10 protein-coding genes are annotated in these 16,696 nt (G+C 69.4%); 8 read left to right on the top strand and 2 right to left on the bottom strand.

Annotated elements, in window-relative coordinates:
• Positions 1-807 precede the first annotated feature (807 nt).
• From L0966_RS13965 to L0966_RS13950, 4 genes are all read left to right on the top strand, one after another.
• The gene (locus tag L0966_RS13965) at positions 808-1,602 is read left to right on the top strand and encodes an ImuA family protein (protein WP_234052554.1); all 795 of its coding nucleotides are present in this window, start codon (positions 808-810) and stop codon (positions 1,600-1,602) included.
• The gene (locus L0966_RS13960) at positions 1,514-4,741 is read left to right on the top strand and encodes a hypothetical protein (protein ID WP_234052553.1); all 3,228 of its coding nucleotides are present in this window, start codon (positions 1,514-1,516) and stop codon (positions 4,739-4,741) included. Before L0966_RS13965 ends, L0966_RS13960 begins: the two co-directional genes overlap by 89 nt.
• Before the next feature lie 17 nt (positions 4,742-4,758).
• Positions 4,759-8,316 carry an error-prone DNA polymerase gene (locus L0966_RS13955; protein WP_234052552.1) on the top strand — a complete coding sequence of 1,186 codons (3,558 nt, stop codon included), beginning with the start codon at positions 4,759-4,761 and terminating at the stop codon, positions 8,314-8,316.
• 239 nt (positions 8,317-8,555) lie between these two features.
• Positions 8,556-8,885 carry a multidrug efflux SMR transporter gene (locus tag L0966_RS13950; RefSeq protein ID WP_234052551.1) on the top strand — a complete coding sequence of 110 codons (330 nt, stop codon included), beginning with the start codon at positions 8,556-8,558 and terminating at the stop codon, positions 8,883-8,885.
• 109 nt (positions 8,886-8,994) lie between these two features.
• Here the strand turns inward: L0966_RS13950 and L0966_RS13945 are convergent, their stop codons facing one another.
• Both L0966_RS13945 and L0966_RS13940 read right to left on the bottom strand, forming a co-directional pair.
• The gene (locus L0966_RS13945) at positions 8,995-9,621 is read right to left on the bottom strand and encodes a GNAT family N-acetyltransferase (RefSeq protein WP_234052550.1); all 627 of its coding nucleotides are present in this window, start codon (positions 9,619-9,621) and stop codon (positions 8,995-8,997) included.
• A gap of 235 nt (positions 9,622-9,856) precedes the next feature.
• Positions 9,857-11,128 carry a glycerate kinase gene (locus L0966_RS13940; RefSeq protein WP_234052549.1) on the bottom strand — a complete coding sequence of 424 codons (1,272 nt, stop codon included), beginning with the start codon at positions 11,126-11,128 and terminating at the stop codon, positions 9,857-9,859.
• Between the two features lie 170 nt (positions 11,129-11,298).
• Here L0966_RS13940 and L0966_RS13935 point away from each other — a divergent pair, with 170 nt between their 5' ends.
• The 4 genes from L0966_RS13935 (at position 11,299) to clcA (ending at position 16,597) form a co-directional block, all read left to right on the top strand.
• Entirely contained in the window at positions 11,299-12,240 is a 942-nt protein-coding gene (locus tag L0966_RS13935; protein ID WP_234052548.1) for a TAXI family TRAP transporter solute-binding subunit, read from the top strand.
• Positions 12,241-12,580: 340 nt separating this feature from the next.
• Positions 12,581-14,710, top strand: a complete 2,130-nt coding sequence (locus tag L0966_RS13930; protein ID WP_234052547.1) for a TRAP transporter permease — start codon at positions 12,581-12,583, stop codon at positions 14,708-14,710.
• Between the two features lie 5 nt (positions 14,711-14,715).
• Positions 14,716-15,084, top strand: coding sequence for a DUF1850 domain-containing protein (locus tag L0966_RS13925; RefSeq protein WP_234052546.1), 369 nt, complete (start codon positions 14,716-14,718; stop codon positions 15,082-15,084).
• Between the two features lie 115 nt (positions 15,085-15,199).
• A complete protein-coding gene (clcA, locus tag L0966_RS13920) occupies positions 15,200-16,597 on the top strand; it encodes a H(+)/Cl(-) exchange transporter ClcA (RefSeq protein WP_234052545.1) in 1,398 nt (465 codons plus the stop codon).
• Positions 16,598-16,696 lie beyond the last annotated feature (99 nt).

Genomic DNA, 16,696 nt, shown 5'->3' with positions numbered 1-16,696 from the left:
AATCTATCTAGAACAAACAGTGAACACAGAGGCGGACGAACCGTCATGTCATCTCCGCGCGCCCCCCGCACCGCGGCCGACCTCGCACGTCTGCGCGGCATCATCGCCGCCATGGAGCGCGGCGGGGCGCCGCCGGCTTTCCCCGCCCCGATGCGGGTTGCCTCCAATCCGGAGCCGCCCGCGGACGCCGGGGAATGGGACACCACTTTCCCCGCGCGGACAGGGAAGGGGAAGGCGCCTTCCCCGCTGAGTTCCTGTGCCTTGTCGGAGGCCCCACCTCCGGCCTTGGCCGTCCCGGAGCCGCATGACGGTGAGGTGGAGGCCAGCCGGTCTCCTGCGCGGCGCAATGGAGACTTCCTTGAAACCCTGCCGCGGGGTTCCACTCCTGTCGCGATGACGAGGGTGGTGGAGGCTTCCCCGCTGCCTCCCGGCGCCTTGTCGGAGGTTCCACCTCCCGCCTTGGCCGTTCCGAAGCTGCCTGATGGTGAGGCGGAGGCCAACCGGTCTCGCGCGCGGCGCGATGGTGGCTTCCCTAAGGCCTCGCCGCGAGGCACCGACCTTGTCGCGATGGCGGGGGAGGTGGCTTCTCCGCTTCCCCCCAGCACGTTGTCAGAGGCTTCACCTCCCACCTTGGCCGTTCCGGAGTCGCCTGACGGTGGGGCGGAGGCCAAGCGGTCTCGCGTGCGGCACGATGGCGGTTTTCCGGAGATCCCGTCGCCGGGTTCCGCCCCTGTCGCGGTGGGGGAAGAGGGGACGAGGCCTGGCGCTTTGGTCGAGCGCCCCTCCTTCCGTGCTGGGGCCCCTGCCGTGCCGGGAAATGCTCGCGGCTGGGCGGGGGGAGCCGATGCCTGGGGGCGGCCCGCAGCCGAGCCCTCGCGCCTGCCTTTGGGGGTGCGGGAGGTGGATGCGGCTCTCGGCGGCGGACTGTCCTGCGGGGCGCTGCACGAGCTGGCCGGCATGCCGGGAGAGGAGGGGCCGCTTGTCGCCTTCGCCGTGGGGCTTGCCGCGCGGGCCGCGGCGGGGCTGCGGCGGCCGGTTCTGCTGGCCTGCCAGGAGGTGGCGGAGTGGGAGGCGGGACGCCTCTACGGCCCGGGGCTGGCGGCGCTGGGCCTGCCGCCCGAGGCGCTGCTGCTGGTGCGCGTGCGCAAGCCGCAGGATGTGCTGTTCGTGATGGAGGAGGGCTTGAAATGTGCCGGCCTGTCCGCGGTTCTGGGAGAGTTTCTGTCGCCGGTGCCGGAGCTGCTCACCGCCACGCGGCGCCTCGCCTTGGCCGCCCAGGGGTCCCCTCGTCTCGGCCTGATGCTGCGCCACAAGGCGGACCCCTCGCCCTGTGCCGCCCTCACCCGCTGGCGGATCTCGACATTGCCGAGCTCCGCGGCGGATGGCTTCGGCGGCCTCGGGGCCCCATGCTTCCTCGCCCGCCTTACGCGCAATCGTTTCGGCCCCACGGGAGAATGGCGGCTGATGTTCCACACGGGGGTGTTCCAGCCGGCGCCGGGCGAAAGGAGCGGGCATGAGCGCGGGCGCGTCGCAGCGGCGCTATCTGAGCCTCGCCTTGCCTCGCCTGCCCACGGATCTCGTGGAACGGAGGATGTCGCCTGAGGCGCGGGCCTGTCCGCGTGCCGTGGTGGCGATGGAGAAAAACGCGCTGCGGCTCATCGCCGTGAACACGGCCGCCGCGGCGCTCGGCCTTGAGCCGGGCCTTGCCCTGGCCGATGCGCGGGCGCGCCATCCCGATCTGGCGGTGAGCGAGGCGGAGCCGGACGCGGCGGCGCGGATGCTGGAGCATCTGGCCGATGCGTGCGAGCGCTACACGCCCCTCATCGGCCTCGACGGCGCCGATGGGCTGGTGCTCGACGTCACCGGCTGCGCCCATCTGTTCGGTGGCGAGGAAGGGCTGGTGCGCGACCTGCTGCGCCGGGTGGCGATAGCGGGCTTCGCGGGGCGGGCGGCGCTGGCCGCCACCCGTGGCGCGGCCTTCGCCCTCGCCCGCTTCGCCGCCGGCCGGGGCGGCGCGGTGGTACCCCCGGGGGAGGATCTGGCGGTGCTGCTTGGGCCGCTGCCGCTCGAGGCTCTCCGTCTCGGCGGGGCGGAGGTGGAGGCGCTGGCCCGGCTCGGCTTCCGGTGGGTGGGGGATCTTTATGGCAAGCCGCGCGCGCCGCTCGCCGCCCGTTTCGGCGCGGGGCTGCTGCGGCGGCTCGACGAGGCGCTGGGCCATGCCCCGGCGGCCATGGACTATCGCTTTCCCGCCCCCGTCTTCTGCGCCGAGCGGAACCTGACCGAACCGGTGGAGCGGGTGGAGGATGTGCTGGGCCTCGCCGCCCACCTCGCCATGACCCTTGCGGAGGCGATGGAGCGGCACGGCATGGGCGCGCGGCGGCTCGATCTGGTCCTGTTCCGGGTGGATGGCAAGGTGACCCGCCTCGGCATCGGCACCAGCCGGCCTTTGCGCGACCCGCTGGTGGTGCGCCGCCTGTTCGCCGAGAAGGTGGCGGCCCTGTCCAGCCTCGATCCGGGCTTTGGCTTCGAGCTGGTGCGCCTTGCGGTGCGTGAGGCCGCGCCCTTGTCCGCCCATCAAGAGGGTTTCGGCGCGGGGGATGAGGGGGCCGGGGCCCTGGACGAGCTGGTGGACCGGCTCACCACCCGCTTCGGCGCGGCGCGGGTGCGCCGTCTCGTGCTGGCGGATCGCCACGTGCCGGAGGAAGCCGCCGGGGACGTGCCGGCCCAGACTGCGGGCGGCTGGGCGCAAGCCGCCGTGGCCTTGGAGGCCCTGGAGCCGCCGGGCGCCGCAGGCGTGGGCCCGGTGGGAGATGACGCGGAGGGGCCGCGGGTCGGGGGGCTCCCGTCCGGTCTGCCCCATGACCTTCCGCCGGGCGCCCCTCGCCTGCCTTCGCGCCTGGAAGCCGTTGGCGCGCGCGGGCGCGATGGCGGGGCCGCCCTTGATCGGAGGTTGGCTGATGGGGCGATATCCCAGTCTCCGGGTTTCCTCCCGGCCTCGGCTTTTCGCGCGTCCCAACTCCTCCCCGCAAGCAGGAGGGGCGGCGCCGTGGTGACACAAGAGCCGGTAGCCACGGCCTGGACCACGCCAGCGTCTCCCGCAACCCTCTCTCTCTCGTGGGGAAGTGAGCCGGTGCCTGTGGAGCCCGCACCCACCGGGAATGGGGGAGGCCTGCCGCCCATCGCGGCAGGGAAACCCGCGCCGGCGGTGTCGGGGGAGCTTGCGCCTGTCGAGAATAAGGAAGGCCTCCCGCTCGCCGCAGCAAGGAACCGCGCGCCCGGAATGGAGCCGCCTTCCGAGCCATCCGCAGCTCTCTCCCCCTTGAGGGAAGAGACTTTGCAAGGGGCGGCACAGGAGGAGCCCGCACCCGGCGGGAAGAGGAACAGCCTCCTGCCCAGCGCAGCAGGTGACGCCAGGCTTGGCATGAAGTCACCTTCCGAGCCGTCTGAAGCCTCCTCCCGCACGCAAGGGCGGGCTGGGGTGCCAGAGGTAGGGGGGCTCGTCCCCACCAGGAGTGGGGGCAGCCTCCAGCCCAGCGCAGCGGGGAGCGCGGCGCCCAAAGCGGAGTCCTCTTCCGCACCGCCGGACCTCCTTTCACGCCTGCGGGGGAAGGCCCTGAACGGGGCGGCGCAGGACCGGCCTGAACCTGCCGGGAATGGGGGCGGTCTCCTGCCCACCGCAGTCGGAAACGACGCGCCCGGAATGGGGCTGTCCTTTGAGCCGTGCGAAGCCTCCTTCCGCACGCCGGGGCGGGAGAGAGCTCCGGAGGTGGGGGAGACCGGGTCTGCAGGGAACCGGGACAGCCTCCCGCTCTCCGTAGCGGGGAGCGCCGCGTCCGAAGTCGGGGCGTCTTCAAAGCCGTCTGAATTCCTCTCCCCCCTGCGGAGAGAGGGTCTGCGGGAGGCGACGCAGGAGAAGCCCGCATCCGCCGGGAACAGGGGCAGCCTCCTGCCCAGCGCAGCGGAGAGCTCCGCGCTTGGTATGACATCACCTTCCGAGCCGCCCGAAGCCTCCTTCCGCACGCAAGGGCGGGCTGGGATGCCAGAGGTGGGGGAGCTCGTCCCCGCCGGTCATGGGGATGACCTTCCGCTGATCTCGGCGAGGAGCTGCGCGCCTGGAATGGAGCTGCCTTCCGAGCCGTCTGAACCCCTCTCCCGCCAGCGGGGGAGAGGGCTGGCGCCGGCTGAGCGGGACGTAAGCCTTTTCCCACCGGAGTGTCGGCTTCCGCCATCAGCCGCAGGGGGGCTCCCTCTGTGCGCGGAGGGGAGCGCTTCGGATGGGGGCGGGCAAAGCCCTCTCTCGCTTGCGGGGGCGGGGTGGGAGGAGGCTGGCCCGCTTGCGGCGGAGGGCCGTGGCCCGGGGCGACGGGACGGGGCTCCCACTCGGCGCAGGGATGGATGGATGGGCGGCCGGGCGGCGCTCCGGGCCGATGACGAGCCGGATCTTGCCGGCCCGGCCCGGCCGCTGCGCCTGCTGGACAAGCCGGAGCCGGTGGAGGCGGTGGCCGAGGTGCCCGATGGCCCGCCCATCCGCTTCCGCTGGCGCCGGGTGAACCATGTGGTGGCGTGCGCCGAGGGGCCGGAGCGCATCGCCGCCGAATGGTGGCGCGCGGGTGCCGAGCCGCCCGCTCGCGATTATTTTCGGGTGGAGACGGCTGCGGGCCATCGCTTCTGGCTGTTCCGCGCGGGCCTTTATGGCGAGGGCGGCAAGCCGGCCTGGTTCATCCACGGCCTGTTCGGGTGAGCGCCATGGATTCGTCAATGGATTCATCGCCGAACCGGTCCGCGCCACCGCAAGTGCCCGCCGTCGGGCCGGTCGTGCGCCTGCCGGAGCATCGCGCGGCCCGTCATCGCCCGCCTCCGCCATCGCGCCCGCTGGCGCCGGATTTCGTGGAGCTGGCCGTCACCACCAATTTTTCCTTCCTGCGCGGTGGTTCCCATCCCGAGGAATATGTGGCGGCGGCGCAGGCGCTCGGCCATCGCGGCATCGGCATCGCCGATCGCAACACCCTGGCCGGGGTGGTGCGGGCCCATGCCAAGGCCAAGGCGCAGGGCTTTCCCCTGGCGGTGGGCGCGCGCCTCGTCTTCGCCGACGGCACGCCCGACATCCTCGCTTATCCGCGTGACCGGGCCGCCTATGGCCGTCTGTGCCGCCTGCTCACCACCGGCAACATGCGGGCGGAAAAGGGCGATTGCATCCTGACCCTGGACGATCTCCTGGCCTGGGCGGAGGGGCTCAACCTGGTGGTGATGCCGCCGCGCCGGCTGCCCCGGGCCTTCGCGCCCTTCCTCGCCGGCCTGAGGGCGGCTGCGGGGGGCTGGCTGTGGCTCGCCGCGCCGGTCACCTTCCGGGGCGACGACGCCCGCCGCCTCGCCCGGCTGAAGGCGCTGGCCGCCGAGGCGGGCCTCCCGCTCCTCGCCACCCTGGACGCGCTCTATCACGATGCCGACCGGCGCCCGTTGCAGGACGTGCTCACCGCCATCCGCCACCATGTGAGCCTGGACGAGGCGGGCACGCGCCTTGCCGCCAATGGCGAGCGGCACCTGAAGCCGGCGGCGGAGATGGCCCGCCTCTACCGTGCCTTGCCGGAGGCGGTGGAGGAGAGCCATGTCTTCTTCAAGAGCCTGAATTTCTCCCTCGATCAGCTGAAGCCCAGCTATCCGCGCGAGGTGCGGGAGGGTTTTTCCAGTCCCCAGGCGGCGCTGGAAGCCCTGACCTGGGCGGGTGCGGCCGCCCATTATCCCGATGGAGTGCCGGACAAGGTCATCAAGGCGCTGGACCATGAGCTGGACCTCATTGGCCGCCTCTCCTACGCGCCCTATTTCCTCACGGTGCACGAGATCGTGGGGTTCGCGCGCGGGGCGGGCATCCTGTGCCAGGGGCGCGGCTCGGCGGCCAATTCGGCGGTGTGCTTCTGCCTCGGCATCACCGACGTGGACCCTATGCGCACCGAGCTCTTGTTCGAGCGCTTCATCTCGGAGGAGCGCGGCGAGCCGCCGGATATCGACATCGATTTCGAGCACGAGCGGCGCGGGGAGGTACTCTCCTTCATCTATCGCCGCTACGGCGCCGCCCATGCCGGGCTCACGGCCACCACCACCACCTATCGCTCGCGCTCGGCGGTGCGGGAGGTGGGGCGGGCGTTCGGCCTTTCGGAAGATCTGGTGGGCGCGCTCGCCGGCACCATCTGGGGCTGGTCGTCGGGCGGGGTGAAGGCGGAGGAGGCGCGCCGGCTCGGCCTCGATCCCGATGAGCCCCGGCTTGCCCGCGTGCTGGAATTGACGAAGGCCCTCATCGGCTTTCCGCGCCATCTGTCCCAGCATGTGGGCGGCATGGTGGTGACCCATGAGCGGCTCGACGAGATCGTGCCCCTCACCCGCTCCGCCATGGAGGAGCGGCCCATCATCGAATGGAACAAGGATGACATCGAGGTCATCGGCCTGCTCAAGGTGGACATCCTGGCCCTGGGCATGCTGACGGCGGTGAAGAAATGCTTCGGCCTGCTGGAACGCCATTATGGGCTGGAGATGACGCGCATCGGCGACGTGCCGGCGGAGGATGAGCGGGTCTATGCCATGCTGAAGCGCGCGGATTCCATCGGCGTGTTCCAGGTGGAGAGCCGGGCCCAGCAGACCATGCTGCCCCGCCTCAGGCCCGAGCGTTTCCAGGACCTGGTGGTGGAGGTGGCCATCGTGCGGCCCGGCCCCATCCAGGGCGGCATGGTGCATCCCTATCTGCGGCGCCGGCAGGGGCTGGAGCCGGTGGACTATCCCTCGCCCGAGCTGCGGGAGGTGCTGGAATCCACCCTCGGCGTGCCGCTGTTCCAGGAGCAGGCCATGCGCATCGCCATGGTCGGCGCCGGCTTCTCGGCGGGGGAGGCCGATGCCCTGCGGCGGGCCATGGCCACCTTCAAGCGGGTTGGCACCATCCACACCTTCCACGCCAAGCTCATCACCGGCATGCTCCAGCGGGGCTATACGCGCGAATTCGCGGAAAGCCTATGGAAGCAGATCGAGGGCTTCGGCTCCTATGGCTTCCCGCGCTCCCATGCGGAGAGCTTCGCCCTCATCGTCTATTGCTCGGCCTGGCTGAAGTGCCACTATCCGGATGTGTTCGCGGCCGGGCTCATGAATGCCTGGCCCATGGGCTTCTACGCCCCCGCCCAGCTGGTGCGCGACGCCCGCGAGCATGGGGTGGAGGTGCGCCCCGTGGACGTGAACGCCTCCCATTGGGACCACACCTTGGAGCCGGAGGCCGCGCCGTTGCCGCTTCCCCTGCCGGAGCATGGAGGCAGCCTCGCCGCGCGCATGGCCGTGGAGCGGACCGCGCCGAGGGATGGAGCCCCGCAGCCCCCGACCCTGCCGGATGTGGCCAGGGGGCGCGAGGCCCTCGGGATGGGGGCGGCCGACGGGCCCGGGGCATCGGCCCGGCTGAATTCGCGCCATGGGGAGATGGCGGGCGACATCCATTCCACCCATGCGCTGCGCCTGGGTTTCCGGCAGGTCGAGGGGCTGCGGGAGGAGGAGATGGCGCGCCTCGTGGCGCGGCGTGGGGCGGGCTACGATTCGGTGCGTGATGTCTGGCTGCGCACAGGCCTGCCGCCTTCCACCCTGGAGAAGCTGGCCGATGCCGATGCCTTCCGCGCCTTCGGTCTCGACCGGCGGGCCGCGCTCTGGGCGGTGAAGGGCCTGCGCCGCTCCGGCGACAAGGACGACCTGCCGCTATTCCGCGCGGCTTCATCGCCTGCCAGCCCGTCACCCGCCGCGCCCTTTCTTGAGCATGAGCCGGAGGTGGACCTGCCGGTGCTGCCGCCGGGGGCGCAGGTGGTGGCGGACTATCGCCACATGAAGCTGTCCCTGAAGGCCCATCCGCTCGCGTTCTTGCGCCCCGAGCTGCGGCGGCGCGGGGTGACGCCGGCGGCCGATTTGCCCGGGATGAAAAGCGGGCAGAGGCTGACCTTGGCCGGGCTGGTGCTGGTGCGCCAGCGGCCGGGCACGGCCAGCGGCGTCATCTTCATGACCCTGGAGGACGAGGCGGCCTGGGCCAATGTCATCGTCTGGCCGCGTGTGTTCGAGGCGTTTCGTCCGCAGGTGCTGGGGGCGCGGCTGGTGATGGTGCGCGGCAAGCTTCAGAACGAGCAGAGCGTGATCCACCTGGTGGCGGAAAGCGTGGAGGATTGGAGCCACCTTCTGGAGCATCTGGGTGAAGCCGGCGTCGATGCACCCGACCGCCTCATGCCCCATGGTCCCATGCCCCATGGTCCCATGCCCCGCGAGCATCCCGGCTCCGCCATGCCGAAGGGGCGGAATTTCCACTGACGTCGCCTTCCCTTGCCCCCCTGTATGCCGACAGGGGAGGTGAATATTTTTCAGAGTGAGGATGTCTTTTTCCTATAAAGAAAAATAGGCTGAAGCTTCAGTGAAAGAGGATAAGGGCGGCGTAGCGGGCTTCCCACTCGTCTGCGGGCGGCTTGCCGCTTGCGTGGCGGCCATCCGGTCCTGTTTCCTGGAATGCGGGGGACCTCCTCCCGCCGATCTCGCCGCGAGCCCTGCCGCCCATGAGCTATCTTTATCTCGCCATCGCCATCGTCGCCGAAGTGATCGCCACCTCCGCCCTCAAGTCCACGGAGGGTTTCACCCGGCTGGTGCCCTCGCTGGTGGTGGGCCTCGGCTATGTGGTCGCCTTCTATTGCCTGTCGATCACCGTGCGGGAACTGCCGGTGGGCGTCGTCTACGCCATCTGGTCGGCGGTGGGCATCGTGCTCGTGGCGGGCTTCGCCTGGATCTATTACGGGCAGGCGCTGGACCTGCCGGCGATCCTCGGCCTCGGCCTCATCATTGCCGGGGTGGCGGTGGTGAACCTGTTCTCCAAGACCATGGCCCATTGAGGGGCGCCGGCCTGGTCGCACCGGGCGCCGGCGCACGAAAAAAGGCGGCGCCTTGCGGCACCGCCTTCTTTCTCTCAACGGACTTGTTGTCCTGGCTGGCTTTCCGGCTTCAGGAGCCGGTGGCTTCCAGCTCGCGCACGTCGTTGGCCGGCATGAACATGCCGAACAGCCGCCCGGTGGCGAGGCGCTGGGCCTGCAGCACGGCACCCGCCATGCCCTGAGCGTCCGCCGCCGCTTCCCGCGCCAGGGACATGGCGGTGGGGAAGGGGGCCTTCAGCTCCGCCACCACCTCATCGGTGTCGAAGCTGAGATCGGCATCGAACTTGCGGGCGATCTGCTGCATCCGGCGGTTCTGTGCCAGGCAGTTCAGGCACAGGGTGCGGATGCCGCGATTGCGCGCCGCGAGAATCACACGCTCCAGCAACAGGGTGCCGAGGCCGTGGTTCTGGAATTCCCGTTCCACGCTGAACGCGGCTTCGGCTTCTCCGGGCAGCACGTCGCCCATGGGGTAAAGCTCCGCCGCGGCTCTCAGCGTGCCGTCAACGAAATAACCGTGAACGATTGCACCGGTACGGAACGCCCGCGCCGCATATCGCTCAATGAACTCGGCAGACACCGCTGAGCCGAATCTGAAACGCCGGCTCTCCACATCGAGCCTGAGAAGGTGATCCTTGAAGATCTCCGCTTCCCCGGCCCAAAGCTTGCGGATGATGCCCGGTGTGACCTGATCGGTCATATTGGTCTCCAGACTTGGCGTCTTGAAGCCCTCCGGTTCCTCCAGCGCCGAAAATTATGTGCAGCGCAGCAAAGGTCAAGGGTGCTGACGTTAACCTTTAGGTAAGAAAGTTCTTCCCTACGGGGGCGATGAGTGGCAAACCGTTGCAATTGCAGGCCCTGTGGCTGCTATGCGCCATTTGCAGAACCGTCACGACCTGACGGCGGGCATGCGCCACCATTCAGCCGTGATCATCTCACGGAAGGGAATTCAATTTACCTTCCTGCACCAATATGGCCCTGAAATCATTGACATTGGTCAATGTGGGGCCGGTCATCACCAGCTGGTCGAGATTTTCGAAAACGCCATGGGCATTGTGGTCGGCCAAGGCGGCCGGGATATCGAGGCCGATCTCCCGCGCGAGGGCGAGGGTGTGCGAATCGCTCCAGGCACCGGCATTGTCCTGTGTCCCGTCAATGCCGTCCGTATCGCAGGCGAGGGCGGAAATGCCGGGCGCGCCGCCCAGCGCGGCCGTCAGAGCGAGCAGGAATTCCGCATTGCGTCCGCCCCGGCCGCACCCGCGCCCGCCGAGGGTCACTGTCGTCTCGCCGCCGGAGAGCAGAACGCAGGGCGGCCGCGCCGGCAGGCCATGGGTGGCGGCTGACCGTGCGATCCCCGCCAGGGCGATGCCCACTTCGCGCGCCTCGCCCTCGATGGCATCCCCCAATATCAGTGGCGTGATGCCGAGCGCGCGGGCCTGCTCCGCCGCCGCCTGAAGGGCCATCAGCGGCGTGGCGATGAGGTGCAGCTCGCAGGCCGGTGGCAGCGGCTCCAGCCGGTTGGCGCGGATGGCCGCGGCGAGGGCGGGGGACGTTGGGATGCCATAGCGCGCCAGCAGCTCCAGCACCCCTTCCGGGTCGGAGGGCTCGGCAACAGTGGGGCCGGAGCCGATGATTGCGGGGTCATCGCCGGGCACATCGGAAATCAGGTAGGTGACGGATCGGGCGGGGGCGATGGCCGCCGCCAGCCGGCCGCCCTTCACCGCCGAGACCGCCTTGCGCACCCGGTTCATCACTCCGATGGGCGCGCCGGATGCCAGAAGCGCGGCATTGAGCGCCTGCTTGTCGGCCAGGGTGAGCCCCGGCGCGGGGGCGGTCAGCAGGGCCGAGGCGCCGCCGGAGATCAGCACCACGACGAGGTCGTCCACGCCCGCGCCGCGCGCCAGCTCCATCATGCGGCGGGTAGCCTCGCAGCCGGCCGCGTCGGGCACCGGATGGGCCGCTTCCACCACCTCGACGAAGCGCGTGGGACAGCTGTGGCCGTAGCGGGTGATGACGAGCCCCTCGCAAGGCCGGCCCCATTCCTCTTCGAACGCGCGGGCCATGCGCGCCGCCGCCTTGCCAGCGCCGAGCACCAGGGTGCGCCCCTGCGGCGCCGGCGGCAGCCGGCCCTTGAATTTGCCCTCGGGCAACGCCGCCTCCAGGGCCGCCTGGAACAGCGACAGCAGAATCTCTTTTTCCGCAGGCATGTTCCGCTCCTTGTCTGCAATCAACGCGCGAAATGCACGGACCAAATAACCCGCCCGGGCGCCGTGGATTAGACTTTCGTTCGAGATGGGTAAAAGATGCTGGCCTTTACGGAAAGAGCCGCTAGCTTCACTCTCAATTAACAACCACTAACGCTATAGGGAGAATGCCCATGCTCCGTGCACTCACGGCGGCCGTCGTGTCCGCACTGGTTTTGACGCCGGTGGCGGCCAAGGCCGAATTCGTCAATGTGCTCACCGGTGGTACCTCGGGCGTTTACTATCCGCTCGGCGTCGCCGTCTCCAAGCTCATCGGCGAGAAGGTGCCGGGCGCGCGGCCTTCGGTGCAGGCCACGAAGGCTTCGGTGGAGAATCTGAACCTGCTGCAGCAGGGCAAGGGCGAGGTGGGCTTCACCCTGGCCGACAGCCTCGCCGACGGCGCGGCCGGCAAGGAAGAGGCGGGCTTCAAGACCCCCCTCACCAAGGTGCGCGCCCTGGGCGGCATCTATCCCAATTACATTCAGATCGTCGCGGCCAAGGATTCCGGCATCAAGACCATCGCCGACCTGAAGGGCAAGCGCATCTCCGTGGGCGCGCCGCGCTCGGGAACCGAGCTGAACGCCCGCGCCATTCTGGGCGCCGCCGGCCTGAAATATGACGACATGGGCAAGGTTGAGTACCTGCCCTTCGCCGAATCGGTGGAGCTGATGAAGAATCGCCAGCTCGACGCCACCTTGCAGTCGGCCGGCCTGGGCGTCGCCTCCATCAAGGATCTGGCGAATTCGGTTCCGATCGTCGTGGTGGAGGTGCCCGCCGACGTGGTGGCCAAGATCGGCGCGCCGTATCTCTCCACCACCATTCCGGCCGGGACCTATGAAGGCCAGTCGGCGGACGTGGTGACTGCGGCGGTGCCCAATTTCCTGGTGACCCGTGCCGGCCTCAAGGACGAAGAGGTCTACGAGATCACCAAGGCCATCTACGACAATCTGCCGGAACTGGCCGCGGCCCATTCCGCCGCCAAGGGCATCAAGCTCGAGAATGCCATGAAGGGCTCGCCGGTGCCCTTCCATCCCGGCGCCGAGAAGTATTTCAAGGAAAAGGGCATCACGCCCTGATGTCCGCTCCGGTCCGCGGCGCCTGCCCATCATGAGCGCGTCGCCGCGGCCCAGCCTGCCGATGCAGGCACTGCCGGAGCCGCGGCGTTGTCATTGCCCGGGCAGGCCATGCCACCGGGTGAGTGCGACCGCAGGCCAACGCATTCGGTTGAACCACTTGAGGCTTCCAAGCGTTCCGCATGGCGGAGCGCTCGCGGGCTCCCCGGGGGTGAGAAGCCCGCGCTCCTCAAGCCGTGCTGCCGGTGGGGCGTCTTCGCCATGGGGACGCTCGCCGGGCAAAGCTATTCCGGTCGCCGCCACGTTTTCGTTTCCATCACGCCTGTTCTGAGTTCGAGCCGCCATGACGCAATCGCTCCACACGCCCACCACCAACCCGCCGGTGAGCCACGACATCAAGGATCCGAACCACGGCGCTGCGGTGGTTGTGGATGATTCGCTGCTCGACCTGACCTGGGGGCGTGGCTCCTGGGGCCGGGCGGTGTTCTGGATCGCCGTGCTCTTCTCCACCTTCCAGATCATCACCGCCGCCTGGAGCCCGCTGCCGAGCCAGATCGTGCGCTCGGTCCATGTGGGCTTCCTGCTGTTGGTGGTGTTCGCGATCGCCGGCAATCATCGGGAGGGTGCCAAGCGTTATGCCTTGTGGGGGCTGGGCATCGCCTCCTTCATCGTCGGCCTCTACCACTGGGTGTTCTATTCCGACCTCATCGCGCGGGCGGGCGATCCGTCCACCATGGACATCGTGGTGGGCACCATCGCGGTGATCCTGGTGTTCGAGGGCTCGCGGCGGCTCATGGGCTTCGCGCTGCCCGTCATCTGCGCCGGCTTCATCCTTTACGGCCTGTTCGGGCAATATCTGCCGCCGCCGCTGGACCACCGGCCCTATGACTTCGTGCAGGTGGTGGACCAGATGTTCCTCGGCACCGAGGGCATTTACGGCACACCCACTTATGTGTCCTCCTCCTATATCTTCCTGTTCATCCTGTTCGGCGCCTTTCTCGAGCGCGCGGGGATGATCCAGCTCTTCAATGATCTGGCCATGGGCACGGTGGGCCACTCGAAGGGCGGGCCGGCGAAGGTTTCGGTGATCTCCTCGGCGCTCATGGGCACCATCAATGGCTCGGGCGTGGCGAATGTGGTCACCACCGGCCAGTTCACCATCCCGCTGATGAAGAATTTCGGCTACAAGCCCGCCTTCGCCGGCGCGGTGGAGGCGACGGCCTCCATGGGCGGGCAGATCATGCCGCCGGTGATGGGCGCCGTGGCCTTCATCATGGCTGAGACCATCGATGTGCCCTATGCCACCATCGCCACGGCGGCGGTGATCCCGGCCTTCCTCTATTTCTTCACCGTGTTCGCCATGGTGCACCTGGAAGCGGGCAAGCACGGCCTCTCCGGCCTGCCCAAGGCCCAGTGCCCCAATGCCTGGCTGGCGCTTAAGAACCGCTGGTATCTGCTGCTGCCGCTGGGCGTGCTGGTGTGGCTGCTGTTCTCCGGCTACACGCCGCTGTTCGCCGGCACGGTGGGCCTGGCCTTGACGGCCCTCATCGTGCTGGGCACGCCGGTGGCGCGGGTGATCGGGCCCTATGGCCTGCGCGTGCTGTTCTGGATCGTGCTCGGCATCGCGGCCGCGAGCTTCCTCGAATACGGCATCAATGGCGTGGCGACGGCGGTGGCCGCGCTGGTGCTGCTGCTGCTGTTCGTGAAGGGCGGGCGCGAGACGCTGCGTATTTCCATCGAGAGCATGGCCGACGGCGCGCGCAACGCGCTGCCGGTGGGTATCGCCTGCGCCCTGGTGGGCACCATGATCGGCGTGTTCACCCTCACCGGCGTGGCCACCACCTTTGCCACCTTCGTGGTGGAAGTGGGCAAGAGCTCGCTGTTCCTCTCGCTGATCCTGACCATGATCGCCTGCCTCGTGCTCGGCATGGGGCTGCCCACCATCCCGAACTACATCATCACCGCCTCCATCGCCGGCCCGGCGCTGCTGGCGCTCGGGGTGCCGCTGATCGTCTCCCACATGTTCGTCTTCTATTTCGGCATCATGGCGGATCTCACCCCGCCGGTGGCGCTGGCCGCCTTCGCCGCAGCGCCCATCGCCGGCGCCTCGGGGCCGCTGATCGGCGTCACCGCCACCCGCATCGCCCTCGCGGGCTATGTGGTGCCCTTCATGGCGGTCTATTCTCCGGCCCTGATGCTGCAGGACGGCGACCCCATGTCCGGTGTCATCGGCTTCTGGCCGGCGGTGATCTATGTGGTGGTGAAGGCGCTTCTCGCCATCATCCTGTGGGCGGGCACCGCCACCGGCTACCTACTGTCGCCGCTCAATGTGATGGAGCGGGTGTGGGCGTTCGCGGCGGCGGCACTGCTCATCGCCGCCCTGCCGTTGTCCGATGAGGCGGGCTTTGCCGCCTCCATCGCCTTCCTGGCCTGGCACGTCTGGCGCTCCCGCGCCCGGGCGGCCACGGCCTGAGCGCGATGGGCCTCGTCGCCTGCCTGGCGGCCGGGGGGCAGATGGTGCGGCTTGCCGCCATCTTCACCCTGGCCTGGACCCATTCGGTGCAGAAGAGCGAGTGGCGCGAGACCTGGCGGGCGACCCCCGAGGGCCTCGTGCTCACCGAGGTTCGGGTGCAGGGATCGGGCGCGGGCATGGAGCCGCCCGAGGATTCGGTGCTGGAGGGCGGCTTTTATGTCGCCCACCCGCGCCTGCCGCCGCAGAAGGATGTGCTGCTGCGGCGCTCCGGCGCCACCGCCGATTGGCGGGTGTGCATGGGCGACACCTGCCGCCCCATGGGGGGCTTGGTGCCGCCCGAGGCGGACCCCGTGCGCCTCACCACCTGCGAATGAGGCGGGAACCTCCCGGTCCAGATTCGCAATTCAACGCCCGGCCAAAATGCTCTAAGGGAAGAGGGCGTCCCCCTTTTCGGCGACGCGTCAGCATCACAGATGAGCCGTTGCCGCCATGGGTGAACCCGTTGTCGAAACGCCGCGCGCCATGAGCGACGCCGCCTATTACCTCCTGGCCGTCCTGGTGGGCACTGTCGCGGGCGCGGTCGGCGCCGCGTTCCACCTGCTCTACGCCTATGCCATGGAATGGCCGGCGCTGGTGCTGCCTTATTTCGAGGGGCCGGAGGTGCTGGCGGTGCTCGCCGCGGTGTCCGCCGCCATGGTCCTGGTGTCGGTGCTTTTGGTGCGCACCTTCGCGCCCGAGGCGGCCGGTTCCGGCGTGCAGGAAATCGAAGGCGCGCTCGACGGGCAGCGCGAGGTGCGCTGGAAGCGCATCCTGCCGGTGAAGTTCGTGGCTGGCATCCTGTCGCTGGGCTCGGGCCTGGTGCTGGGGCGCGAGGGGCCGACTATCCACATGGGCGCCTCGGTGGCCAAGGCGGTGGGAGACGGGTTCGTTCTGGGCGTGCGCGATGGTCGCGGCCTGCTCGCGGCCGGTGGCGCGGCGGGCCTGGCCGCCGCCTTCAACGCGCCGCTCGCGGCCATCCTGTTCGTGATCGAGGAGACGCGGCGGCAGTTTCCATATGGCCTGCGCACCTATAGCGCGGTGATCATCGCGTCGGTGGTGAGCGCCATCGTCACCGAGATCATCGGTGGCACCGCGCCCATGATGGCGCTGGAAACCACGGAGATGCCGTTCTGGCTGATGCCGGCCTTCGCCGGCCTCGGCGTGCTGCTGGGCGCGCTGGGCGTGATCTTCAACTGGGCCGTGGTGGCGGCGCTGGAGCTGTCGCGCAAGATCGGCCTGAAGGCGTCGCCTTATCTGGTGCCCCTGGTGGTGGGCGCGGCCATTGGCCCGCTCCTGGTGCTGCGCCCCGAGGCCACCACCGGCGGCGAGGCGCTGGCGGTTTCGCTCGCCACCCATCATCTGCCGCTTCTCACCATGGCGGTGATCGTGGTGGTGCGGTTCGTCATGACCATGGCGAGCTATTCCACCGGCGTGCCCGGCGGCATCTTCGCGCCGATCCTGGCCCTCGCCACTTCGGCGGGCATCCTGTTCGCCATGCTGCTGGAGCTGGCGCTGCCACTGCCTCCCGGGGCCATCATGGCGTTCGGCGTGGCGGCCATGGGCGGCCTGTTCTCCTCCACCGTCCGCGCCCCGCTGGTGGGCATGGTTCTGGTGGCGGAGCTGACGGGTGGCTACAATCTGATGATCCCGGTCATCATCACCTGCGTGTGCGCCAACGTGGTGGCCGAAGCCCTCGGCGGCAAGCCCATCTACGAGGTGCTGCTGGAGCGCACCCTGCTCCTGGCCGGCAAGACCCCGCCCAAAGCGCCGGAAGACGAGCCGATCGGCGGCTGGGACGAACGCGAGCGGCGTTCCCCCGAAGCGGGCGCCGGCGCGCCGCGCGCCTGATCCCGGAGGCAGGGGCGGTAATCCGACCCTTTCGAGGGCGGGGCATTTGGAGGCGATCCGTGAGCGCTCGCGGATCGCGTCAGCCATTGGTTTAGGACC

Source organism: Xanthobacter sp. NM-59, assembly GCF_021401125.1.
In the GTDB taxonomy this organism is placed as follows: domain Bacteria; phylum Pseudomonadota; class Alphaproteobacteria; order Rhizobiales; family Xanthobacteraceae; genus Xanthobacter.
The sequence above is the reverse complement of the archived record's forward strand: the minus strand, read 5'-3'. Positions and strand labels throughout refer to the sequence as shown.